Genomic DNA, 22,513 nt, shown 5'->3' with positions numbered 1-22,513 from the left:
CCTCAATGCCCGGTTTGTGGGGCGAGCATGGCAAAGGCAATCGGCGCCGAACGAGCCAACCCGCCGCGGCACTTGAGCACGCGCAATTGCGCCGGCCGGGTATCGATGGCGATGCGCAGCGCCGCCGGCGACGGGTTGATGGCCTCCTGGATCGAGCGCCAGGCGAACGCCAGGGTCTGGCCGGTTTCCGCTGCCACTTGCAAGCGGCGCAAGGCCCGGTCATCCGCCTGGCGGGGCCAGCACAGGACCGCGCCACAACTGCCCGAACGCAAGCATTGTTCGGTGGCCCACAGGGCATCGCGCTCATCGGCGCGGATCACCGACAACTGGCGCAGGTCGACGCCGGCGTTCTGCCAGGCCTGGGGATAGGGCACAAACGGTGGCGCCACCAGCACGATCCGCTCCCCCGCCGCCGCCAGCCGCGCCAGGGTCGGCCACACCAGTTGCAACTCACCCACGCCCGGCGCGGCGATGAGCAGTTCCGTCAACGCCGACTCCGGCCAGCCACCACTGGGCAACGCCGCGTCCAATGCCGCATGACCGGTGGGTTGCGGGCTGGCGGCTGGCGGCGCAGGCCGGCCCTTCCAGACCTGGCCGCCGTTGAACAGCGTGTCCAGCGCAACGACAGCGCCCATCAGCCTTGCCTCACCAAGCCACAGAACACCCCTTCTATCGCCAGGTCCTGGTCGGCCTCGACGATGATCGGCTGGTAGGCCGGGTTGCGCGGCAACAAACGCACCCGCTCGCCAATGCGCTCGAAGCGCTTGATGGTGACCTCGCCATCCAGGCGCGCCACGACGATCTGGCCGTTGGAGGCCTGGGGTGTGCGCTGCACGCCCACCAGGTCACCGTCGAGAATGCCGTCCTCGATCATCGAATCACCCTGGACCCGCAGCAGGTAATCCGGCGCCTTGGTAAAAATCGCCGGGTCCAGCATCAGGCGACTGTGGACCTCGGCATCGGCGCCGATCGGCAACCCGGCAGCCACTCGCCCCAGCACCGGCACGTCCAGCAGCTCGGGTCGTGGTGGCTGGTTCAGCAAGCGAATGCCCCGGGCCTGGTGCGGATTGACCTCGATGAAACCGGCTTCGGTCAGCGCCAGCACATGCTTGCGCGCCACACTGCGAGAGGCAAAACCGAACGCCTCGCTGATTTCAGCGAGGCTGGGAGGCTGGCCCTGATCGGCGATGCGTTCGCGGATGAAAGTCAGGATGGCGGTACGGCGGGGAGTGAGAGTCGTCATGGAGTACATTTGTACTCTTTAAGGATTTTTCTGACAAGCGCCGCCAGTCAGTTCACAGCTCGGGGCCGCTGCGCAGCGGGAGCATTCTCTGGCCACAGGTATCAACACTTTTCCAAGTGAACAGCATTTTCCTGTGTGCGAGCTTGCTCGCGAAAGCATCAGCACACTCGACATCCATGCAAGCTGACCCACCGCTATCGCGAGCAAGCTCGCTCCCACAGTTGGATTGGGGTATGGCCGGAGAGATAGGTTGGCTGTAAGGCCGCCTCGCGAGCAAGCTTTGCTCCCACAGATCTGACGGGTGTACGACCAGGAGAACCAGGTCGGCTATCAGGCCGCCTCGGGGTGGACGTTGATCTCGGACGCCCCGTTAACCACGATGGCCGAACGCAGGCATTGCGCAGTGGGCATCCCGGCATGGATGCCGGGATAGCCGCGCTGGGCCATGGATGGCCCTTCGCGGCGGGCCCACGGAGCAATGCCGGAGTGAGGGCACACCGAGCCTAAGCGAGGTGCCAAGTGGTGGGGCAGAAGCGTTTTGCTTACTTTTGACTGGGCCGGCTCCCGGGCTTCTCAAAAGTGAGCCGCCGTCAGGGCGGAACCCTAAGTGGCCGTTACCGCAGTAATGGATATGTACCCGATCAACAAAATCCCGGTCAGCCATAACGCCGCCTTCGCGAGCAAGCTCGCTCCCACAAGGAATCTACAGAGAGACTACAACCCCGCCAGATAAGCCCAAGGAAAAATCCCCCGCTCATGCCCATCACTGAACACCAATTGCACCCCATACCCCTGGGCATTGACCCCGACCACCCGAACCCGCGGATCAACCTGAACCGCCAACCCTCGCAGACGAAACGCCCGACACTGGGAGCATGGGCATCGGCGACGCAGCTCAGCGTGGTCCAGCCGTTGCTCACGACCATCGGGCCAGTCGAGCCTCAATTGTCCCTTGTCCCGGCAATTGCCAATCGCCAACGGGCTCATTGCAACTGCCCCAAGGCAATACGCACGGCCTTGCGCACCTCCGGGTCGCCATCATCCCGGGCCGCCTGCAACGCCGGGATCGCACCGCGATCGTTCAACTCCCCCAGGGCCAGGGCCGCCTCCTTGCGCAGATTGCTGATGCGGTGGCCCAAGGTCTCGATCAAGGCCGCCAACGCCGGGGCATACCGCAAACGCCCGAGGCTGCGGGTCGCCCGCAACCGCACTTGCCAATAATCATCGGCCAGCGCCTCGACCAGGGCCGGGCCGGCAGCGGCGTGACCGACCTTGCCCAGGGTAGTGGCGGCTTCTTCGCGCACCGCCCAGGCCGGATCCCGGAGGGCCTGGCGCAGCGCCGGCAAGACTTGCGCGTCCGAAGCCAGGCCAAGGGCGCCGGTGGCCGCGCGGCGCACTTCAGTATCTGGATCATCGCTGGCCAGCCGGGCCAGGGCTGGCAAAGCGTCGAGGTGTTTGAGCCAGCCCAGCACGCCAACTGCCTCGCGACGCACGCTGGCATCGCTGTCGGCCAATGCGGCGATTGCAGCCGGCGCAGCGTCGGCCAGGCGCAGTTCGCGCAAAGCCCTGAACGCCGCGACACGCACGCTAGCATCGGCATGGGCCGTCCAGGGCAGGATCACCCGCCCCGCTGCCTCGCTCTTGAGCAGGCTCAGGCTCTGGGCGGCAGCGGCCTGTACGGTCGCGGACGGGTCGGTCAGGGCCTCGCACAGGGCCGCAACCACCGACGCGTCCTCCCAGGCTTCAAGCAATCGCGCGGCTTCGGCCCGAACATCGGCACTGGAGTCCTCGGCCAGACGATCCACCAGCCACAGCAGCCCCTCAGGTTCCTCAAGGTCGGCCAGTTCAATCAAGGCAATGCGGCGCACGCCAGGGTCCTCGTCGGTCAGGCGCGGTTGCAGGGCGAGGATGTCGTCGTTGTCGGTGTCTTCGAATAGAGAGGTCATAGGGCAAATCGCGGCAAGGAGGTTTCAGGGGGAAGCCCGAGAGGATTGAGGCGCGGCAATTGCCGGCCGTCTTCATGGCGCAGCAGGTCGAGGCAGTGGCGCTTCAAGCGGGAGAATTCAGGGCGGGTCACCAGTTCGGTCGTGCGTGGCCGTGGAAAATCCAAACGCAGGTCCTCGATGATCCGGCCGGGACGCGGGCTCATCACCAGCAAACGATCGGCCAGGAACAACGCCTCGTCGATGTCGTGGGTCACGAACACCACGGTGGTGCGGATGCGCGTCCAGATGTCCAGCAGCAGCTCCTGCATGTTCAACCGGGTCAGGGCATCCAGCGCGCCGAAGGGTTCGTCCATCAACAGCAGCCGTGGACGGTTGACCAGCACCCGGGCGATCTCCACCCGTTGCTGCATACCCCCGGAGAGCTGGTCCGGCCAGTGCCCGGCGAAGCCTTCCAGGCCCACCAATGCGAGGATTTCATCGGCGGCCCGGTGCCGTTCGGCCTTGCCCAGGCCACGCATCTTCAGGCCGAAGGCGACGTTGTCGCGCACGCTGCGCCAGGGAAACAACGTGTGTTGCTGGAACACCATGCCGCGTTGGGGCGACGGGCCGCAAACGCTCACGCCGTCGACATTCAAAGTGCCGGTGCGCGGTTGCAGATGCCCGGCCAGGGCCCCGAGCAAGGTGGATTTGCCGCAACCGGACGGCCCCAGGACACAGACGAACTGGCCCGCCTCGATCTGGCAATCGAGGCCCTGGACCGCTTCGAAGGCTTGGTTCCCCTGGCCAAGGACAATGGACAACTGACGGATGTCGATCCGTCCTTCGGGTGTTTGCATCACACTCATCAGGCTTTTCCTCGTGGTCGATGCCAAGGCGTGAACAACCCGCCCAGGCGCTTGATCAACAGGCTGCTGCCCATGCCCAACACACCGATCAGCAACATGCCGACCACGATATCGGCGTAGTTCTGCACGGTGTAGGAAGCCCAGGTGTAGTAGCCGATGCCGTACTGGCCGGCGATCATTTCCGCCGTCACCAGACAGAACCAGGACGTGCCCATGCCGATGGCCAGGCCGGTGATGATGCTCGGCGCGGCGCCCGGCAGAATCACTTCCAGCAGGATCGCCCGGCGCCCGGCCCCCAGGCTCTTCGCCGACGCGATCAGCCGCCGGTCCACCCCTTCGACGCCGTGCACGGTGTTGAGCAGGATCGGGAACAGCGCGCCGGTGAAGGTGATGAATACCATCGACAGTTCCGACGAAGGGAACATCAGGATCGCCAGGGGAATCCAGGCCACCGCCGGGATCGGCCGCAGCACTTCCAGCGGTGGCAGCAATAAGTCTTCAGCCCATTTCGAACGACCGATGGCCAAGCCCAGCGCCACGCCGATCAACAGCGCCGCGCCATAACCGGCAAAGACCCGACCCAGGCTACTGCCCAGGTGCCGGGCGAGATTGCCGGACTCGCCCAGGCCCAGCGCCGCCTCGATCACCGCCAGAGGGGTCGGGACGTTGGCGAAGGTCACCAGGCCGAGGTTCCAGTGGCCGTTGGCGGCGAGTTGCCAGAACAGCAGGCAGAGCAACAGGGAAGCGGCTCGCAGGAACCAGCGTTTGGGTGATGGATGCACAAATCTTCCTCCGGAGTGGAATCCCTGTGGGAGCGAGCTTGCTCGCGATGGCGTCAGATCAGCTGCAATTGAGATGACTGACACACCGCTATCGCGAGCAAGCTCGCTCCCACAGGGTCATGAGTCAGGTCAGCGGGCTGCGACCGCCTGGGTGGTGGCTTCGCTGAAGTCCAAGACTTTGCCGCCCTGGGCGCTAGCAAATTGCTGGGCCTGGTCCTTGAGCAGAAATGCGCTGAGCTGGCCCTTGGCATCACTGGCAAACCACGCCTGTTCGGCCAGCAGCTTGATCCCGCTGTCGCTGGCCTGGGCATAGACGGCGCGGATGCCCTTGCCTTCCTGCTTGAGGCTCGCCAGCGCGGCGAAGGCCGATTGCGCCGAGGCGTAATGGCGCACTTTCGACTCGCCACGCACCCAGATCTCGGCCACGTGGCTGAAATCGGTTATCGCCTGGCCGGTCGCCGCATCGGTACTGCCCAGCGGGGTCTGGGCGTAGTTACCCAGTTGCGCGGTGTAATCGAGGTTCGATGCCTTGAATGCGGCGCGGATGTACTGGTCATCGATGAAGGTGTTGAGGTCCAGGCCGCGATCGGCCTTTTTCAGCAACTTGAGGGTGTCGATGGCGGTCCCGACGGCTTGGCGGTATTCCGGTTTCCAGGTCAGGTCGCGGGTCTGCACGCCCAGCGGCCCGTGGAACAGGTAATTGACCTCGGCATCCACGCCAGTGACCTTGGCGATCAGCTCGCTGTACTTCTCCGGCTCGGCGGCCAGCAGTTGATTGGCCTCGATGCTCGCGCGCAGGTAGGCCACGACAATTTCCGGGTACTGTCTGGCGTAGGCTTGATCTACCAACGCGCCGTGGAAGGTTGGCGCGCCCGCCTGGGCACCGTCGTAGATCTTGCGGGCGAAACCCCGGCTGGGGAACAGTTCGGCGAAAGGCACGAAGTCAGCGTGGGCGTCGATCTTGCCAGCTTGCAACGCGGAGCCGGCCACCTCCGGCGGCTGGGCAATGATGTTGACGTCCTTGAGCGGGTCCCATCCCTGGGCCGCGACAGCGCGCAGCAACATGCCATGGGCGGTGGAAGCGAACGGCACCGAAATGGTCTTGCCCTTGAGCTCGGCCAACGACTGCACGCCCGACGCGCTGGGCACCACGATGCCGTTGCCACTGCCCTGGGTGCTGCCCGACAACACGCTGATGAACAGGCTGTGCTTGCCGGCGGTTTCGAACGCCACGCCGTTGAACGCCCCGGGGAAATCGGCCATGGCGCCGAAGTCGAGCTTGCCGGCGACCATCTCGTTGGTCAGCGGCGCGCCGCTGGTGAAGTTCTTCCACTGGATATCGTATTGGGCGCTCTTGTAGGCGCCGTCGTGGGGCAGGTATTTATCCAGCAGGCCCAGTTCACGAATCAACAACCCGCCGGCGGCGCAGTTGATGGTGGTGTCCTGGGTGCCGATGGCGATACGGATGGTTTCTGCCTGGGCAGGCAAGGTCAACGAAGCCAGTACCAGACCGGCGAGTGCTGCACGCAATAACATGGGTGTGTCCCCTCGAATCATTTATTGGATGTTCGTCTCCGCCGCGATCAGGGCGCGGTGGGAAACGAGGGGTGTTCTGAATTTGGCGTCCGGGGTGGCCGGATGGCTTTTGTGGTGTTTGGGCGGGCCTCTTCGCGAGCAAGTTCGCTCCCACATTTTTTTCGGCGCTCACCACAAATCCACTGTGGGAGCGAGCGTGCTCGCGATAGCGTCCTGTCAGTCAACGCAGCAGGTACGGAATCTCGACTTTCACCGCCCCGGTCGGGCAGTCCTTTTCACAGGGCATGCAGTACCAGCATTCGTCGAACGCCATGTAGGCCTTCTGGGTCGCCGGGTTGATCGCCAGCAAGTCCATGGGGCAGACATCGACGCAGACGGTGCAGCCTTTGTGGGCGATGCACTTGTCCTCGTCCACGGTGACGGGGGCATTGGAGCGGAAGAAGATTTCCTGGGGTTGATAGGCCATGGGCGGTCTCTCTGGGTGGACGGTTCACGCCGCGTCGGCACCGACCCGCAGCCGGTCATAGGCCTGCAGTTCGTCGGCATCGAGGGCGATGATGTAGGGCTCGACGGCTTTCTTGAATGAGGTCATCGCGCCGTCGTCGCCCTTCTTCAAGTGGCAATGACAGAACCAGTCGCTGTCGTTGCGTTGTGGGTGATCGACTCGATAGTGGTACAGCCCCCAACGACTTTCGGCGCGAAACAGCGAGGCGCGGGCGGCCATTTCGGCGCAATCGCGGATCACGCTGACCTCCATGGCGCGCATCAATTCGTGAGGGTTGTGGGCCTTGATCTGGTCCAGGTCGCGCTGGATATCGCTGAAGCGTTGCAGGCCGATCTGCATTTTCTTGGTGACCTTCGGCGGTTGCAGGTAATCGTTGACGAAACGTCGCAGCTTGTATTCCACCTGGGCTGGCGGCAGGCCGTGCTCGCGGTCCAGGGGCGCGTAGACACGTGCCCTCTCCCGTTCGATCTGCCCGGCATCCAGCGCCGAGAACTCCTTCTGCGCCACGAAATCCGCTGCGTTGTTGCCGGCAAACCAACCGTAGGTGAACGCACCGAGCATGTAGTTGTGCGGCACCGCCGCCATGTCGCCGGCCGAGTACAAGCCCTTGACCGAAGTCTCGGCCCGCTCGTTGACCCACACGCCCGACGCCGAATGACCGCTGCAAAAACCGATTTCGGAGATGTGCATTTCCACCATCTGCGTGCGGTAGTCGGTGCCGCGGTTGGCATGGAACTGACCGCGACTGGGCCGCTCGTTGCTGTGCAGGATCTCCTCGATGTTCTGGATGGTCTCCTCGGCCAGGTGATCGAGCTTGAGGAACACCGGACCATTGCCACCTTCGAGCTCCTGGTGGAACTCCCACATCATTTGCCCACTCCAGTAGTCGCACTCGATGAAGCGTTCGCCCTTGTTGTTGGCGGTGTAGCCGCCCAGGGGACCGGTGACATAGGCGCACGCCGGGCCGTTGTAATCCTTGATCAGCGGGTTGATCTGGAAGCATTCCAGGTTCGCCAGTTCGGCGCCGGCGTGATAGGCCATGGCATAACCATCGCCGGCATTGGTCGGATTTTCATAGGTGCCCATCAAGTAGCCGGAGGCCGGCAACCCCAGGCGCCCCGCCGCGCCGCAGCAGAGGATGACCGCCTTGGCCTTGATCACATGAAAATCGGCGGTGCGGCAATCGAAACCCATCACACCGTTCACCGCGCCCGCTTCGTCGGTCAGCAAGCGAGTGCAGACCAAGCGATTGGTGATGCTCACCCGCGCCCGTTTCAACTGCCGGTAGAGGACTTTCTTGATGTCATGCCCTTCCGGCATCGGCAGCACGTAGGCCCCCATGTGGTGGACCTTTTTCACCGCATAGTCACCGGTTTCGTCCTTCTCGAACTTCACGCCCCAACGGTCCAGTTGCTCGATCGTTTCGAAGCTGTGGGTCGCGTAGGCGTACACCGCCGCCTGGTTGACGACGCCGTCGTTGGCGATGGTGATTTCCTTGGTGTATTGCTCGGGCGTGGAATGGCCGGGGATGATCGCGTTGTTCAAGCCGTCCATGCCCATGCTGATGGCACCGCTGCGCTTGACGTTGGCCTTGTCCACCAGCAGCACGCGCAAATCACGGTTGCGCTCCTTGGCCTTGATCGCCGCCATGGGGCCGGCCGTGCCACCACCGATGACGACGATGTCGTATTCCTGTTCCAGGGTGTTTCTAGTCATGGCGCTGCGTTCCTTTTTGCCGGTCGATCCGCAAGCGGTACTGGAAGGCATCGCCACGGTAGTAGAGGTGTTCGAAGTCCAGTGGCTGGCCGCTGGCGTCATGGGTCAGGCGTTCGATGCGCATGATGGGCGAGCCCGGCTCGACCTCCAGCGCCTGGGTCAGGTCGTTGTCGGCCAGCACCGCATCGATGGCCAGGTCGGCATGGCCCAAGGTCAAGGCGCAGTCGTTTTCCAGGATCAGGAAAATGTCCCGGGTGACCAGGTCGGCCTTTTCCAGTCGTTCACCAAGGGCCCTGGGCAGGTAGGTGATCTCCAGGGAGACCGGCTCGCGGTTGATCAAGCGCACCCGCTTGATCTGCGCCACCATTTCCCCTTCAGTCAACTTCAGCCGCTCGGCCACCAGCCGGTCGGCGGCGATGAACTTGAAACTGAGCAAGCGGTTGATCACCTCGAAGCCGCGCCCGGTCATGGATTCGGCCAGGCCCTGGAGGGTGCTGACGTTCTGGAAGGTCTTGGGCTTGGCCACGAACGTGCCTTTGCCGTGGATCTTGAAAATCAGGCCTTCCTTTTGCAGATCGCCCAGGGCCTGGCGCACGGTGATGCGGCTGACGCGAAACAGCGCACCGAGCTCGCTTTCCGAGGGCATCTGGCCGCCCTGGGGGTATTCACCGTCGAGAATGCGCGCACGCAGCACGTCTCGCAGTTGCGTATGCAGCGGTACGCTGTTGAGGGGAAGAACGTTGTCGGACATGGCCCTTATCACTTGTCATAACGAGTTATGACGTGATCTTAGGGAAAGCCCACACGGCTTGAGAAATACTGTTTGGACATATCCTTAGAGCCGGGCGTCGGCGCTCTCATTGCGAAACGCGCTCGGGCTCATGCCTGTCCAGCGTCGGAACGCCCGGCGAAAACTGCGCACATCGCTGTAGCCGACTTCTTCGGTGATGCGCTCGATGGACAGTTCAGGGTTGGCCAACAGGTTCAGGGTCCGGCCGCGGCGCACTTGTTCGAGCAAGGCTTCGAAGGTCAGGCTGTGTTCGGTCAGGCGCCGACGCAGGGTGCGGCTGCTCATATTGAGATCGCTGGCGATTTTCTCGATGTGGCTGCCCCGAGTCAGATCCCGGGCAATCGCCCGTTCCACGGTCTGGATCAGATCGATTTTCTGGTGCACCTCGGTGGCCTCCTGCTCCAGCAAGGCCAATGCCTGGCGCAGGGCCAACGGGTGGTGATTGGACAAACGCATATCCAGCCAGCGCACGTCGATCAGCATGCGATTGTGTCGGCAACCGAAGTGCACATCCGGTCCCAAAATCCGCCGATATTCCTGGGCATAGGACGGCGCGGCGTGCATGAACTCCACGGCCAGGGGCTTGAAATCGGGCCCCGCCAGCGCCCGGCCATAGACCATCAGGCTGGCGAAGAACTCTTCCACGGCAAACACCTGGATCTCGGCGAAAGGCAGCCGGCAGGTCGCCTCGACCATGATCCGGTCAGTGGCTTCTTCGACGCTGGTCACCGCGATGCCGCCGGTGGTGTGCTGGTAACGAACCCCCAGGGCAAAGGCATCGCGCAGGGTTTCGCACAGCGATAGGACGTGGCCCAGCAGGCCAAGGGTGCCAAGCACGTTGCGGTCCCCCACCCACAACCCCAGTCCCTGGTCGGGCAACAGCTTGAGCGCCCGCTGAATCATGACCACGGCCTGGCGGTAGGAAATGCGCTGGGCGGGGTCTTGCAGATCATCAAGGCCGAACCCCAGGCCGCGACACAGGCTGGCGGCATCGAAGCCCTTGTCCGCCACCACCTCGGCCAGGGTCTGTAGCAGGAATGGCGATACCAACGCCAATTCATAGGTCGGGTCGATGACTTTCATCTGCATGGGGCGGGTTCCGGAGCACGTTAGGCGGCGTTTTTGTAACCGGTTGTTTCACAAAGTTAGCATGCCCCGGCGGATCGAGGGGCACAAAAATCTGGCCGCCCAAGTCCCCTGTATGGCCGCCAATACCCTGCCCTGTTGGCGGCGAACGGCTTATTTGTATGGCTCGGACTTTCGGTGCATCTCCAACAATAATAATGAGCCTCCACATGAACCCGATCCGCACGACATTCGCCTTGCAATTGACCCTCGGCCTGGCCTGCGCCAGTGCCTTGCCCGCCTTGGCGACCGAATCGGGGGTCGACAACATCGGCCCCGGCACCGACGGTTTTTTCGTGTTGCCGCTGGAAGTCGACAGCCTTCCGGACAACATGGTCGCGTTCAACCTCTACTACAACCATTACAAGGCCCGGAAATTCAATATCAGTTCGTTGGGCGGTGAACTGCCGGACGTAGAAATCGAATCCACGGCAGTGGTCCCGCGTATCGATTACTTGAGCCCGTTGCGGGTGGCCGGTGGGCGCGCGGGGATCTACATCGCCCAGCCCTGGATCAAGCAGGAAGTCTCGGTGTTCGGCTTGCACGACACCCGCGAGGGCATGGGCGACACCACCATTTCGCCCATCGTGCTCTGGGACATGGGCAAGAACCTGACCCTGGCCGCGGCGCTGGAAATCACCGTGCCGACCGGCGAATACAGTACCGATCGACTGGCCAATACCAGCAACAATTTCTACACCTACAAGCCGCTGTTTTCCTTCACCTGGTTGCCCTCGGAAGACACCGAGGTGTCGATGAAAACCACCTACAGCTTCAACCGCAAGAACAAGGACACCGACTACCGTTCGGGGCAGATTTTCCACTTCGATTATTCCGCCAGCTACCGCCTGACCGACAACGTGAGGCTGGGGCTCAACGGCTACTACCTCAAACAGACCACCGACGACAAACAATACGGCCGCACCGTGCAATTCGCCGGGCAGGACGTCGACGACGGCGTACGCGGCCAGGTCTTCGCCATCGGCCCGGCGCTACACCTGACCTTCCTCAAGTACGCCAGCGCCGAAATCCGCTGGGCCAAGGAGTTTGCAGTGGAGAACCGCACCGAGGGCGAAATGCTCTGGGCCAAGGTCTGTATTCCGTTTGCGTTCTAGAGTGTTTCACAGCACCTGTGGCGAGGGAGCTTGCTCCCGCTCGGCGGTGTAGGGCTAGCTGTGTAGGCGCTGGGTAGGAGCCGTGTAGGAGCTATCGAGTGCAACGAGGCTGCGATCTTTCCACTGACAATTGAGTCGAGAGCGAAAGATCAAGATCAAAAGATCGCAGGCTTCGCCAGCTCCTACACCGCCATCGCGAGCAAGCTCGCTCCCACAGGGTCTTCCTTCAGCTCAAACCCAGAATCGATGAAAGATGCCCATTGAGGAACTTGCCGCTGGGGTCCAGCGCCTGGCGCACCTCGGTGAATTCCGTCCAGCGCGGGTACAGCGCCTGGAGCGCCTTGGCGTTCAGGGAATGCAATTTCCCCCAATGCGGACGGCCCTGGTATTTCCAGAAGATCGGCTCGATGGCGGCAAAGAAATTGTGATGGTCCATCTGGTAATGCTGGTGCACCGAGATCGAGCAACTGTCCCGGCCTTCGAACATGCTCAGGGCAATGTCGTCGGCCTTCACGTAGCGGTATTCGATGGGAAACCAGGTGCGCAGGTCCTTGTCGCGGATCAGCGCCAGAATCTCTCGCAGGCACGCCGGGCCGTATTCGGCCGGCACCGAGTACTCCATCTCGTTGAAGCGCACGGTGCGAGCGTTGGCATAGATGTCATGGGAGTCACCGACCCGGTCGTCGAAATCGGCCACCAGCCGCAGGCTGTTGAGCAGCGCTCGCCGGGTCGCTGGAAAGTCGCTGCCGTACTTGTCGAGGTTTTCGATCAGGCTGACGAATTCGTTGCCGCCCTCCTCCTCGGGGCTGATCGGCGGCGTGGCCGGATCGGTGGTTTCGTTCAGGGCGATCGACAACGCATAGTCGGAATGGGTGACGACCTGCATTTCCCAGTGCTGGTTGTCCCGGGTCTGGGTGTCCACGTCTTCGAGCAACTCCTCGGTTTTCGCCACCCATTGGTGCTCGCGCAAGCGATAGGCGGCGCGGTTCTGCAGGCGCACGCGAGTCACCAGCCCCAGCGCACCAAGGGACACCCGGCCGGCCTTGAACACTTCTGGATGACGCTGGGCATCGCAATCGAGGACCGCGCCGCTGGCCGTCACCAGTTGCAGGCCGACCACTTGGGATGCGTAGGAGCCGAAGGCCTTGCCAGTGCCGTGGGTCGAGGTGGCGATGGCACCGGCCAGGGTCTGGTAATCCACGTCGGCCATGTTCGGCAGTGCCTGGCCGATGGCCTTGAGCGCCGGGCCCATGCGGGACATGGGCGTGCCACCGCCGAACTCGGCTTGCAGGCTGGCTGCATCATGAGCCAACAGGCCGCTGAAAAAACTCAGCGACAACAAGGTGCCGTCAGTGGGCACCAGGGCACTGAAGGAATGTCCGGAACCCACCGGACGAATCCGCCCTTCGGCGCGCCTCACCACGCTCACCAGTTCATCGAGGTCCTTGGGGGCCAGGCGCGCCGCCGGCAGGCAACTCTGCGCGCCGGACCAGTTGCGCCAGGGGATCAGCCGCGGCGCGCGCATCAGCTCGGCCAGGGCACCCTGGCTACCCAGGGCCGTAAAGGCTGCGACAACGCCGGCCTGCTGCAGCAACCGGCGCCGTGAGGAGTCCATCGTCATGCCGTAGTACCCGTATTTATTATTGGAAGTGATGACCGGACATGAAGGCGATCAGGGCCAGGAACTGTTCTTCGGAACAGTGCATGCACAGGCCCATCGGCGGCATGCCGTTGTAGCCGTTGATCGCGTGGTCCAGCAGGGTGTCGGCGCCCTGGGCCACCCGTGGCGCCCAGGCGTTCGTATCGCCGGTCAACGGCGCCCCGGCACCAGGGTTGGCGTGGCAGAGCTTGCAGCTACTGTCGTAGACCTGGGCCAGCGCCGCATCGCTGGGCATGGCCGTGAACACCGTGGGCGCGGGCGGCTTGGCCTCTTCGCCGCAGCCGGCGAGCAAGGTGCCGAGCAGGAGGATGAAGGCTGGGTTGAGCCAGGTTGAAGGTGTCGTTGCCGGCATGGGGCCCTCTCGGCGGCGCTTTTGTTGTGGGTCAACACTAAGGCACGCCACTGCTTCGGCTTGAGGTCATTGGGGGCCATAAAAGGGGGCTTGGGCGGCCAGCCCATTCGCTGCGCCCTCTGTGGCGAGGGAGCTTGCTCCCGCTGGGGTGCGAAGCAGCCCTGATCATTCATTGCGGTGGGTCAGGGACTTTGCGAACTGAGGTTTTGGGGCTGCTGCGCAGCCCAGCGGGAGCAAGCGCCCTCGCCACAGGGATGTCACCGGATTTGGGGTCAGGGCAACAGCAGCCCCTGCTCGCGCTCGCACAGCTGCACCACGTAATCCCACAGCACCCGCAGGCGTACGGATTTGTGCAGTTCGCGGCGGGTGCTGATCCAGTAGCTGCGGCGGATGGTTTCGTCCGGCAGCAACGGCACCAGCGTCGGGTCGCCGCTGGCCATGTAGCAAGGCAGCACGGCAATCCCCAGGCCGGAGCGCGCGGCCTGCTGCTGGGCGATGACGCTGGTGCTGTGGAACACCACCCGAGGGTTGCGGCAAAAGCTGTTGAGGAACATCAGTTCCTGGCTGAACAGCAGGTCATCGACATACCCGATCCAGGCATGGCGGGCCAGGTCCTCGCGGCTGCGCAGTGCTGGCGAACGGTCCAGGTAGGCCTGGCTGGCGTACAGCGCCAGGCTGTAGTCGGTGAGCTTGCGGGTGACCAGCAGGTCGGCCGCCGGGCGCTCGAGGTGGATGCTGATTTCCGCCTCACGGTTGAGGATACTGACAAAGCGCGGCACCGCCACCAGTTCCACCTCCAGCCCCGGATAGCGCTGGAACAACCCGTCCATGCGACTGGCGAGGAACATGATGCCCAGCCCTTCGGTCACCCCCAGGCGGATCTTGCCCAGGGGCGCACTGGACTGGGTGATGTCCTCCTGGGCCAGCAACGCCACGTTCTCCATGGCTTCGGCGTGCTTGAGCAGCGTCTCGCCGGCCGGGGTCAGTTCATAGCCCTGGGCATGCTGGACAAACAGCGCGGTGCCCAGGCTTTTCTCGATGGCCTCGATGTGCCGGGCCACCGTGGCGTGGGTAGTGTTCAGGCGCCGTGCAGCCGTCAGCAGACGCCCGCTGCGTTGCAGCTCCAGGAAATAACGCAGGTCATTCCAGTCGAACATGAGGCGATCCTTGAACGCGCCTGAAGGCATGACTGTTTATAAACGCACAGCCGCTGCGCAAAAACTAACATTCTTTTGACGAAAACTAACAACTAGGATGGATCCCACAAAAACAAGAATGAGGTCGCGAATGCAACCTGTCGTCGATGAATACGATTACGTGATCGTGGGCGCCGGCCCTGCCGGATGCCTGCTGGCCAATCGGCTGTCGGCCAATCCGCAACACCGGGTGCTGCTGCTCGAAGCCGGCGGGCGCGACAACTATCCGTGGATTCACATCCCGGTCGGCTACCTGTTCTGCATCGGCAACCCACGCACCGACTGGTGCTTCAAGACCGAAGCACAACCCGGCCTGCAAGGCCGCGCCCTGAGCTACCCCCGCGGCAAGGTCCTGGGTGGCTGCTCCTCCATCAACGGCATGATCTACATGCGCGGCCAGGCGGCGGACTACGACGGCTGGGCCGCCGAGGGCAACGCTGGCTGGGCCTGGAACGACGTGCTGCCGCTGTTCCGCCAGAGTGAAAACCACTTTGCCGGCGCGTCCGAATTTCACGGCGCCGGTGGGGAATGGCGGGTCGAACGCCAGCGCCTGTCATGGCCGATTCTCGATGCCTTTCGCAGTGCCGCCGAACAGAGCGGCATCCCCAACGTCGACGACTTCAACAGCGGCGACAATGAAGGCTGCGGCTACTTCCAGGTCAACCAGAAAGCCGGGGTGCGCTGGAACGCGGCCAAGGCATTTCTCAAGCCGATTCGCCACCGCGCCAACCTCACGGTATTGACCGACGTCGAGGTCGACCGCGTGTTGCTGCGTGACGACCGCGCCCACGCCATCAGCGCCCGCTGGCAAGGCAAGGGCATGACCTTCAAGGCCCGCAAGGAAATTGTCCTGTGCGCCGGCGCCGTTGGCTCGCCGGGCATCCTGCAACGTTCCGGGATCGGCCCGCGCAGCCTGCTGCAACGCCTGGGCATCGGCGTGACGCATGAGCTGCCCGGCGTCGGCGGTAACTTGCAGGACCACCTGCAACTGCGGCTGATCTACCAGTTGGAAAACGCCCGCACCCTGAACCAGATCGCCGGCACCCTGTGGGGCAAAATGGGCATGGGCCTGCGCTACCTGTACGACCGCAGCGGCCCGCTGTCCATGGCCCCCAGCCAACTCGGCGCATTCGCCCGCTCGGGCCCGGAGCAGGCCTCGGCCAACCTCGAATACCACGTACAACCGTTGTCCCTGGAACGCTTCGGCGAACCGCTGCACAGCTTCCCGGCGTTCACCGCATCGGTCTGCGACCTGCGCCCGCAAAGCCGTGGTCGGGTGGACATTCGTTCGGCCGACCCGCACGAAGCGCCGCTGATCCAACCCAATTACCTGAGCCACCCCGAAGACTTGCGGGTCGCCGCCGACGCCATCCGCCTGACCCGACGCATCGTCGCGGCCCCGGCCCTGAGCGCGTTCAAACCGGTGGAATACCTGCCGGGGTCCAGCCTGCAAACCGAAGAGGAGTTGCACCAGGCCGCCGCCCGCATCGGCACGACGATTTTCCACCCGGTCGGCACGTGCCGCATGGGCCAGGATCGCGACGCGGTGGTGGATGCGCAACTGCGTGTCCATGGCATCAAGGGCCTGCGCATTGCCGACGCCTCGATCATGCCGCGCATCACCTCGGGCAACACCTGCTCGCCGACGTTGATGATTGCCGAGAAGGCGGCGCAGATGATGCTTGAGGCAGACACAAGAATCACCACGCCCCAAAAGGAGCCGGCCACGGTCTGAAAAACAACAAAAGTCCCCCTGTGGGAGCGAGCTTGCTCGCGATGACGGCGGCACATTCAACACCTAGGCGACAGACAGACCGCTATCGCGAGCAAGCTCGCTCCCACAAGGGGGCTGAGTCGATTCAAGGAAAGTGTGTCAAATCAGGAGACGCCACCCCGGCGTCGCAGTGGAACAACAAAAACAATCACTGTGAGGGATACCGCTATGTCCGAGCATGTTCAGCCCCTGGAAGCCACGCGCAGCGTCGGCACCAGCCAGGAAACCCAGAAAGTCATCTTCGCCTCGTCCCTGGGGACGGTGTTCGAGTGGTACGACTTTTTCCTCTATGGCGCCCTGGCGGCGGTGATCAGCAAGCAGTTCTTTGCCGGGGTCAACGACACCACCGCGTTCATCTTCGCCCTGATGGCGTTCGCCGCCGGCTTCATCGTGCGGCCGTTCGGGGCACTGGTGTTCGGTCGTTTGGGAGACATGATCGGGCGCAAATACACCTTCCTGGCGACCATCATCCTCATGGGCCTGGCGACATTCTGCGTCGGCCTGCTGCCCAACTACGCCAGCATCGGCATCGCCGCGCCGATCATCCTGGTGCTGTTGCGCATGCTCCAGGGCCTGGCCCTGGGTGGTGAGTACGGCGGCGCAGCAACCTACGTTGCCGAGCACGCGCCAATGGGCAAGCGCGGTTTCCATACCAGCTGGATTCAGTCCACCGCCACCCTCGGGCTACTGCTGTCGCTGCTGGTGGTGCTGGGCTGCCGCTACTTCACCGGCGATCAGTTCGAAGTCTGGGGCTGGCGCATTCCGTTCCTGCTGTCGATCCTGCTGCTGGGCATCTCCACCTGGATTCGCCTGAGCCTGCATGAGTCGCCGGCCTTCCTGAAAATGAAAGAAGAAGGCAAGTGCTGCAAGGCGCCGATCCGCGAATCCTTCGGCAAATGGGAAAACCTGAAAGTGGTGCTGATCGCCCTGTTCAGCATCAACGCCGGGCAAGCGGTGACCTTCTATGCCGCGCAGTTCTACGTACTGTTTTTCCTCACCCAGTTCCTGAAGATGGACCCGGTCCTGGCCAACAGCCTGCTGATCGTCAGCGTGGTGATCGGCGCACCGTTCTTCATCTTTTTCGGCTGGCTGTCGGACAAGGTCGGGCGCAAACCGGTGCTGATGATCGGCCTGCTGCTGGCCACCGCGCTGTACTTCCCGATCTTCAAGACCCTGGCCCACTACGCCAACCCGGCCATCGACCAGGCGAGCCGCCAGGCACCGATCACCGTGATCGCCGACCCGGCCACCTGCACCTTCCAGTTCGACCCGGTGGGCAAGGCGCGTTTCGACAGCCCTTGCGACAAGGTCAAGACCTTCCTGGTCAAGCAAGGCCTGCCCTACAGCAGCGTTGCGGCTCCGGCTGGCAGTACGGTGCAGGTCAGCGTCGGTGACGTGAAACTCGAAGGTTACGACGAAGCCGCCCTGCGCGGCGCCGTGACACTGGCAGGCTATCCGCAACAGGCCGACGCCCAGCAGATCAACCGGCCAATGATCGTGGCCTTGATCGTGGCGCTGATCATCATCTCGGCGATGTGCTACGGACCGCTGGCGGCGTTGATGGTCGAACTGTTCCCGACCCGCATCCGCTATACCTCCATGTCCCTGCCCTATCACATCGGCAACGGCTGGTTCGGCGGTTTCCTGCCCACCGTGTCGTTCGCCCTGGTGGTCTACACCGGGGATATTTTCTATGGGCTGTGGTACCCGGTGGTGATCACCGGGGTGAGCCTGGTGGTGGGCATGATCTGCCTGCGGGAAACCCGGAACGTGGATTTGGATAAAAACTGAGGACGAAACCGTGGCGAGGGCACTGGCGCCCTCGCCACCGGGATCAGAAGCGCGCCTTCACGGTCATGGTGAAGTTGCGCGGCTCACCGTAATAGTTACCGAAATTCTCGGTGCCGATGGTGGTGTAGTAGCGCTTGTCGAACAGGTTGTTGCCATTGAGGGCCACCGACCAGGTGTCATCGATGCGGTAGCCGACACGGCCATTCCACACGGCATAACCGGCCTGGGTGATCTTCTCGCCCGTCGCCGGCGATACCCGGAAATTATCGCTTTGGGCATTGACCCCGGCACCGACACTAACCCGTTCGAACGCTCCGCCGAGGGTATAATCGGCCCACAGGCGCAGCACATGGCGCGGCACGTAGCTGTTGAACGAACCACCGTTGAGACTGGTGTCTATGTCGCTGAGGGTCTTGGTCTGGGTGTAGGTGTAGCCGGCCAGCAGTTGCAGGCGCTCGATGACTTCACCGCTGATCTCGGCTTCGAAGCCCTGGGCGCGAACCTTGCCGGCGTTCTCATAGCAGAAGCCGTCCGAGGACGCACAACTGGAGAAGTAGTCGGTCTGGGCCTGGTCTTTCTGCAGCGTGCGGAACAGGTTGAAAGCACTGTTCAAGCGTCCCTCGAACCATTCGCCCTTGATCCCCAACTCATAACTCTCGCCCACCAGGGGCTTGAGCGCCGAGCCGCTTTCGGAACGATAGTTGCCCTGGGGCGTGAAGATATCCGAATAACTGGCATAGGCCGTCAGGTGCTCATTGAGGTCCAGCAGCACGGCGGCAAACGGCGTGACCTGGCCGGTCTCCGTGCTCTTGGCATGCTCCGAACCGCCGGTGAGGAACACCGAGTCGGTCTTGGAGCGGTACCAGCTCACCCGACTGCCGACGACAACGGTCAACGGGTCCGCCAGTTTCAGGCGCAGGGTCGAATACATGCCTTGCTGCTGGGTAACGGTCTTGACCGGGCCACCGCGCGTCGAGTTTTCGATGAAGTAACTGTCGTCCGGTTCGGGAATATGTCGATCCGGATCGAACACGTTCTGCTTCTGTGGCAGCAGTGCCACCGAGAAGAAGTCATCCTTGTCCGAACGACTGGCGTTGAAACCGACGATCAATTCATGTTGCTGCCCCAGGGCGTCGAACTTGCCGTCCAGGTAGGCGTCGAGGCCGTAATCGACCTGGTCGTAGTCGTACATGCTGCCCAGCAGGTTGGTGGTCGAGGTGCCCGGCGCCACCGAACCCGATGCAAAGGCGTATTTGATGTCCTGGGTATTTTTCGTATAGACACCAGCGACCTTCACCGCCCAATCGTCATTGAGCTGATGCTTGAGATCGCTGAACACCGTGGTCCGCTGGCTGCGCCAAGTGTTCCACGACGGATCCAGGCAAGTGGAACGGCTGAGTTTCAGATCGCTACCGTCCCGATAGCGAGGAAGCCCGCCCCAGCAAGGGCTTGCATCGACGTCTTCATAGGCAACGCCCACGCCAAGCGTCGTGTCGGGCGACAGATCGAAATCCAGGGCACCGTAATAAATCTGGTCCTTGCGCCGGGCATCGTCGTAGAAAAAATGCCGGCTCTGCTCGGCGATCACCGCCCGGCCCCGCACGGTGCCGGAATCATTCAGCGGGCCACCGGTATCGACCTGCCCACGGTAGTTGTCCCAGGTGCCACCCGAGAGACTGAGTTCGGTCTGGGCCGTGGCCTGGCCACGTTTACGCACGAAATTGACGCCACCGGAGGTGCCGCCCGCGCCCTTCATCATCCCGGCGGCACCACGCAGGACTTCGACACGGTCGTAATAAGCCATGTCGCTGCTGAAACTGTCGGCCTGGACATAGCTGTTGCCCATGTCCAGTGGAACGCCGTCGTATTGATACTGGCCGGACATGCGGAACCCACGGGAATAGAAATACTTGCCGCCCATGGTCGAGTCGTAGACGGTAATGCCGGGGGTCTTTTCCATCACTTGATCGATGGTGTTGAGGTTCTGGTCATCGAGCATCTTGCGGGTGATCACCGTCACCGACTGCGGCGTTTCGCGCAGGGTATGCTCGCCCTTGCCGATGGTCACCGCGCCTGTCGTGTAGGAACCACTGTTCTCGGTGGTCGCCCCGAGCATCTGTGCCTCGATGCTGGTTGCTCCCAGTTCCATGACCGAACCGTTGGCGGGCAGCCGGCGCAGCACATACGTGCCGTTGGCCTGGGGCTCAGCTTGCAGGCCACTACCGCCAAGGATGCGGGCAAAGCCGTCGCCCACGCCGAAAGAACCTCTCAGGCCAGGCGATTGCAGATCCTCAAGTTGCCGGGCATCAAACGAAAGAGCGACCCCGGCGGCGCTGGAGAAACGGGTCAGCACATCCACCAGGCTGCCGGCGCCGATATCGTAGGCCTGCACCGAGCGCAACTGCGCCGAGGCGCCTGGAACCGGGTTGGCATTCACGGCCGTGGCGCCGGCGGTGGTGACAGCTAGCAAGCCGATTTTCACTGCAAACACCAGACGGCCTGGCGCGCTTACCCAAGGCATATTTCCCCTCCCCAAAACGGTCGATAAAAACTCACTGAGGAAGAGCCGAACGATGAGGATGAAAAGTGCAGGCCCGGATTTTTTTATTACACAGCGTCACCGCCGGTCGCCACCTGCGACCTGGACCCAGAATCGGCTGTAGCGGGTCACCCGCAACGAGAAACCACTTTCCAGCGCGGCCAAGGCAAGATCGGTGTTATCGACGGGAAACACACCGGACACCGTCAAGTCGCCAATCGCCGGATCCCAACGCAACACACCGGGACGGTAGCGCGATAGCTCCTCCAGCAGCGCCGCCAAGGGACGGTCAATGGCAATGATGCTGCCTTTCTGCCAGGCACCGACCGACACATCGTTGCCACGCAACGTTCCCAGCGACCGCTCATTGAAATCCAGGCGCTGGCCGGCTTCGACCCGCCGCCTTGACCCCATCGCCGGCAGACTCACCTCGACCGCTTTCTCCAGCACCACCACTTCGCCGCCCCGCGCCTGGGCCCGGACGATAAACTGCGTGCCCAACGCAAGCACCTCGACTGGCCCCGTCACCACCTTGAACGGACGCCGCAAGGGATCGACCGCCGTCGTCACGAGCACCTCACCCCGCAACAACTCCACGAGCCGCTGCTGTCCATCGAAACGAACATTGATCGAGGTATCGGTGTTGAGCAGGACCGTGCTGCCATCAGCGAGTTGGAACTCGCGACGCTCACCCACGGCGGTGCGGTAATCGCAAAACAGGTGCTGGCTTGCCTGGCTGTGCCAGCCCAACCAACCCAGGCCGCCAGCGGACGTCAGCAGCAAGGCGCTGCGCAACACCTGGCGGCGGGATCGATGATGGGTGTCGCTCAAGGTCGGTGCGGCCAAGGCACCCGGTACGCTTGCCATCTGCTCGGCCACTGCCGCCATGCGTTGCCAGGCCTGGCTGTGCAACGGATCGGCAGCCAGCCAGGCGCGCCAGTCGGCGCGGTCCGCGTCGGTGCTGATGCCGGAATGCAGCCGGGCGTACCACTGCGCCGCCACGCGAATGGCGTTCAACTCTTCCGGGGGCAGGTTCATGAAAGCTGCAATTGAATCTGCATCAGGCAGCAATGCTCCATGGCCTTGGCCATGTGGTTGTTGACCGTGCGTACGCTGACACCCAGGCGTTCGGCAATTTGCGGGTACGTCAGGCCATCGAACTGCGACAGGATGAACGCCTGCCTGACCCGCGGCCCCAACCCCAGGAGCAAGCGATCGATCTCCATCAGGGCCTGGAGCATGATCGCCTGCTCTTCCAGCGAGGGGTGCTGCTCTTGCGGCATGGCCGCCAATACTTCGAGGTAGGATTGCTCCAGCGAGCGACGGCGAAACAGGTCGATCAACAGCCCTTTGGCGATCATCGACAAATACGGTCGTGGCTCACGGATATCCAGCGCAGTGCGCGCCTTGATCACCCGCACAAACGTATCCTGGGCAAGGTCCGCGGCATCGAAGGTGTTGCCCAAACGCTTGCGCAGCCAGCCCTGGAGCCAACCGTGATGATCACTGTACAGAACGTCGACAGCACTGCGTAGGGTCAGATCGTTGGCGGACATGGCAATGGAATAATTCGCGACTGATAATGACTCGCATTGTCA

At 63.0% G+C, this 22,513-nt stretch carries 21 protein-coding genes; 3 read left to right on the top strand and 18 right to left on the bottom strand.

The annotated features are described in order from the left end of the window. Positions 1–2: 2 nt before the first annotated feature. From imuA to LOY50_RS10685, 12 genes are all read right to left on the bottom strand, one after another. Positions 3–635: a translesion DNA synthesis-associated protein ImuA gene (imuA, locus tag LOY50_RS10740; RefSeq protein ID WP_258690811.1), complete on the bottom strand. Its 633-nt coding sequence runs from the start codon at positions 633–635 to the stop codon at positions 3–5. Further along, on the bottom strand, positions 635–1,252 hold the full coding sequence (gene lexA / locus LOY50_RS10735) for a transcriptional repressor LexA (protein ID WP_018606049.1): 618 nt from the start codon (positions 1,250–1,252) through the stop codon (positions 635–637). The genes imuA and lexA overlap by 1 nt, the downstream gene beginning before the upstream one ends. 321 nt (positions 1,253–1,573) lie before the next feature. Next, positions 1,574–1,762 (bottom strand): nucleoid-structuring protein H-NS, encoded by a 189-nt coding sequence (locus LOY50_RS10730; RefSeq protein ID WP_258691300.1) that lies wholly within the window; start codon positions 1,760–1,762, stop codon positions 1,574–1,576. Positions 1,763–1,957: 195 nt separating this feature from the next. Beyond that, positions 1,958–2,230: a gamma-butyrobetaine hydroxylase-like domain-containing protein gene (locus LOY50_RS10725; RefSeq protein WP_253473363.1), complete on the bottom strand. Its 273-nt coding sequence runs from the start codon at positions 2,228–2,230 to the stop codon at positions 1,958–1,960. After that, the gene (locus tag LOY50_RS10720; protein WP_258690810.1) at positions 2,227–3,189 is read right to left on the bottom strand and encodes a HEAT repeat domain-containing protein; all 963 of its coding nucleotides are present in this window, start codon (positions 3,187–3,189) and stop codon (positions 2,227–2,229) included. Before LOY50_RS10720 ends, LOY50_RS10725 begins: the two co-directional genes overlap by 4 nt. After that, positions 3,186–4,034: an ABC transporter ATP-binding protein gene (locus LOY50_RS10715; protein ID WP_253473357.1), complete on the bottom strand. Its 849-nt coding sequence runs from the start codon at positions 4,032–4,034 to the stop codon at positions 3,186–3,188. The genes LOY50_RS10720 and LOY50_RS10715 overlap by 4 nt, the downstream gene beginning before the upstream one ends. Continuing rightward, a complete protein-coding gene (locus LOY50_RS10710) occupies positions 4,034–4,816 on the bottom strand; it encodes an ABC transporter permease (protein WP_253473354.1) in 783 nt (260 codons plus the stop codon). The genes LOY50_RS10715 and LOY50_RS10710 overlap by 1 nt, the downstream gene beginning before the upstream one ends. Before the next feature lie 129 nt (positions 4,817–4,945). Then, positions 4,946–6,352 carry an ABC transporter substrate-binding protein gene (locus LOY50_RS10705; protein WP_258690809.1) on the bottom strand — a complete coding sequence of 469 codons (1,407 nt, stop codon included), beginning with the start codon at positions 6,350–6,352 and terminating at the stop codon, positions 4,946–4,948. Between the two features lie 220 nt (positions 6,353–6,572). Then, a complete protein-coding gene (locus LOY50_RS10700) occupies positions 6,573–6,818 on the bottom strand; it encodes a ferredoxin family protein (protein WP_003180418.1) in 246 nt (81 codons plus the stop codon). A 24-nt stretch (positions 6,819–6,842) separates the two neighbouring features. Beyond that, positions 6,843–8,573 carry a fumarate reductase/succinate dehydrogenase flavoprotein subunit gene (locus LOY50_RS10695; RefSeq protein WP_258690808.1) on the bottom strand — a complete coding sequence of 577 codons (1,731 nt, stop codon included), beginning with the start codon at positions 8,571–8,573 and terminating at the stop codon, positions 6,843–6,845. Next, positions 8,566–9,324, bottom strand: coding sequence for a GntR family transcriptional regulator (locus LOY50_RS10690; protein ID WP_258690807.1), 759 nt, complete (start codon positions 9,322–9,324; stop codon positions 8,566–8,568). Before LOY50_RS10690 ends, LOY50_RS10695 begins: the two co-directional genes overlap by 8 nt. Before the next feature lie 84 nt (positions 9,325–9,408). After that, positions 9,409–10,452 (bottom strand): AraC family transcriptional regulator, encoded by a 1,044-nt coding sequence (locus tag LOY50_RS10685; RefSeq protein ID WP_253473342.1) that lies wholly within the window; start codon positions 10,450–10,452, stop codon positions 9,409–9,411. Between the two features lie 206 nt (positions 10,453–10,658). On the opposite strand from LOY50_RS10685, the gene LOY50_RS10680 reads away from it, so the two are divergent. Further along, the gene (locus LOY50_RS10680) at positions 10,659–11,603 is read left to right on the top strand and encodes a transporter (protein WP_253473339.1); all 945 of its coding nucleotides are present in this window, start codon (positions 10,659–10,661) and stop codon (positions 11,601–11,603) included. Positions 11,604–11,829: 226 nt separating this feature from the next. On the opposite strand, the gene LOY50_RS10675 is transcribed toward LOY50_RS10680, so the two are convergent. The 3 genes from LOY50_RS10675 to LOY50_RS10665 all read right to left on the bottom strand — a co-directional run bounded on the left by LOY50_RS10675 (position 11,830) and on the right by LOY50_RS10665 (position 14,772). Beyond that, on the bottom strand, positions 11,830–13,128 hold the full coding sequence (locus tag LOY50_RS10675) for a D-arabinono-1,4-lactone oxidase (RefSeq protein WP_258691221.1): 1,299 nt from the start codon (positions 13,126–13,128) through the stop codon (positions 11,830–11,832). A 115-nt stretch (positions 13,129–13,243) separates the two neighbouring features. Beyond that, positions 13,244–13,615, bottom strand: coding sequence for a cytochrome c5 family protein (locus LOY50_RS10670; RefSeq protein ID WP_253473336.1), 372 nt, complete (start codon positions 13,613–13,615; stop codon positions 13,244–13,246). Positions 13,616–13,887: 272 nt separating this feature from the next. Beyond that, the gene (locus tag LOY50_RS10665) at positions 13,888–14,772 is read right to left on the bottom strand and encodes a LysR family transcriptional regulator (protein ID WP_053123328.1); all 885 of its coding nucleotides are present in this window, start codon (positions 14,770–14,772) and stop codon (positions 13,888–13,890) included. Between the two features lie 130 nt (positions 14,773–14,902). Between LOY50_RS10665 and LOY50_RS10660 the strand changes: the two genes are divergently transcribed. Continuing rightward, complete coding sequence (locus tag LOY50_RS10660) at positions 14,903–16,546, top strand: GMC family oxidoreductase (RefSeq protein WP_253473333.1); 1,644 nt, start codon at positions 14,903–14,905, stop codon at positions 16,544–16,546. A 207-nt stretch (positions 16,547–16,753) separates the two neighbouring features. Continuing rightward, positions 16,754–18,376, top strand: coding sequence for an MFS transporter (locus tag LOY50_RS10655; protein WP_258690806.1), 1,623 nt, complete (start codon positions 16,754–16,756; stop codon positions 18,374–18,376). A gap of 43 nt (positions 18,377–18,419) precedes the next feature. Here the strand turns inward: LOY50_RS10655 and LOY50_RS10650 are convergent, their stop codons facing one another. The 3 genes from LOY50_RS10650 to LOY50_RS10640 all read right to left on the bottom strand — a co-directional run bounded on the left by LOY50_RS10650 (position 18,420) and on the right by LOY50_RS10640 (position 22,471). Beyond that, entirely contained in the window at positions 18,420–20,897 is a 2,478-nt protein-coding gene (locus LOY50_RS10650) for a TonB-dependent receptor (RefSeq protein ID WP_258690805.1), read from the bottom strand. Between the two features lie 96 nt (positions 20,898–20,993). Beyond that, positions 20,994–21,953 carry a FecR domain-containing protein gene (locus tag LOY50_RS10645; RefSeq protein ID WP_258690804.1) on the bottom strand — a complete coding sequence of 320 codons (960 nt, stop codon included), beginning with the start codon at positions 21,951–21,953 and terminating at the stop codon, positions 20,994–20,996. Further along, the gene (locus LOY50_RS10640; RefSeq protein WP_253473305.1) at positions 21,950–22,471 is read right to left on the bottom strand and encodes a sigma-70 family RNA polymerase sigma factor; all 522 of its coding nucleotides are present in this window, start codon (positions 22,469–22,471) and stop codon (positions 21,950–21,952) included. Before LOY50_RS10640 ends, LOY50_RS10645 begins: the two co-directional genes overlap by 4 nt. Positions 22,472–22,513 lie beyond the last annotated feature (42 nt).

This window comes from Pseudomonas sp. B21-010, from assembly GCF_024749325.1.
Classification (GTDB): Bacteria; Pseudomonadota; Gammaproteobacteria; order Pseudomonadales; family Pseudomonadaceae; genus Aquipseudomonas; species Aquipseudomonas kilonensis.
This window is presented reverse-complemented; position numbering and strand designations above follow the sequence as displayed.

What these genes read in the sequence shown, in the direction of transcription:
- imuA (WP_258690811.1), bottom strand. Translation starts at nt 635, where the DNA reads ATGGGCGCTGTCGTTGCGCTGGACACGCTGTTCAACGGCGGCCAGGTC.
- lexA (WP_018606049.1), bottom strand. Translation starts at nt 1,252, where the DNA reads ATGTACTCCATGACGACTCTCACTCCCCGCCGTACCGCCATCCTGACT.
- LOY50_RS10725 (WP_253473363.1), bottom strand. Translation starts at nt 2,230, where the DNA reads ATGAGCCCGTTGGCGATTGGCAATTGCCGGGACAAGGGACAATTGAGG.
- LOY50_RS10720 (WP_258690810.1), bottom strand. Translation starts at nt 3,189, where the DNA reads ATGACCTCTCTATTCGAAGACACCGACAACGACGACATCCTCGCCCTG.
- LOY50_RS10715 (WP_253473357.1), bottom strand. Translation starts at nt 4,034, where the DNA reads ATGAGTGTGATGCAAACACCCGAAGGACGGATCGACATCCGTCAGTTG.
- LOY50_RS10705 (WP_258690809.1), bottom strand. Translation starts at nt 6,352, where the DNA reads ATGTTATTGCGTGCAGCACTCGCCGGTCTGGTACTGGCTTCGTTGACC.
- LOY50_RS10700 (WP_003180418.1), bottom strand. Translation starts at nt 6,818, where the DNA reads ATGGCCTATCAACCCCAGGAAATCTTCTTCCGCTCCAATGCCCCCGTC.
- LOY50_RS10695 (WP_258690808.1), bottom strand. Translation starts at nt 8,573, where the DNA reads ATGACTAGAAACACCCTGGAACAGGAATACGACATCGTCGTCATCGGT.
- LOY50_RS10690 (WP_258690807.1), bottom strand. Translation starts at nt 9,324, where the DNA reads ATGTCCGACAACGTTCTTCCCCTCAACAGCGTACCGCTGCATACGCAA.
- LOY50_RS10685 (WP_253473342.1), bottom strand. Translation starts at nt 10,452, where the DNA reads ATGCAGATGAAAGTCATCGACCCGACCTATGAATTGGCGTTGGTATCG.
- LOY50_RS10680 (WP_253473339.1), top strand. Translation starts at nt 10,659, where the DNA reads ATGAACCCGATCCGCACGACATTCGCCTTGCAATTGACCCTCGGCCTG.
- LOY50_RS10675 (WP_258691221.1), bottom strand. Translation starts at nt 13,128, where the DNA reads ATGCGCGCGCCGCGGCTGATCCCCTGGCGCAACTGGTCCGGCGCGCAG.
- LOY50_RS10670 (WP_253473336.1), bottom strand. Translation starts at nt 13,615, where the DNA reads ATGCCGGCAACGACACCTTCAACCTGGCTCAACCCAGCCTTCATCCTC.
- LOY50_RS10665 (WP_053123328.1), bottom strand. Translation starts at nt 14,772, where the DNA reads ATGTTCGACTGGAATGACCTGCGTTATTTCCTGGAGCTGCAACGCAGC.
- LOY50_RS10660 (WP_253473333.1), top strand. Translation starts at nt 14,903, where the DNA reads ATGCAACCTGTCGTCGATGAATACGATTACGTGATCGTGGGCGCCGGC.
- LOY50_RS10655 (WP_258690806.1), top strand. Translation starts at nt 16,754, where the DNA reads ATGTCCGAGCATGTTCAGCCCCTGGAAGCCACGCGCAGCGTCGGCACC.
- LOY50_RS10650 (WP_258690805.1), bottom strand. Translation starts at nt 20,897, where the DNA reads ATGCCTTGGGTAAGCGCGCCAGGCCGTCTGGTGTTTGCAGTGAAAATC.
- LOY50_RS10645 (WP_258690804.1), bottom strand. Translation starts at nt 21,953, where the DNA reads ATGAACCTGCCCCCGGAAGAGTTGAACGCCATTCGCGTGGCGGCGCAG.
- LOY50_RS10640 (WP_253473305.1), bottom strand. Translation starts at nt 22,471, where the DNA reads ATGTCCGCCAACGATCTGACCCTACGCAGTGCTGTCGACGTTCTGTAC.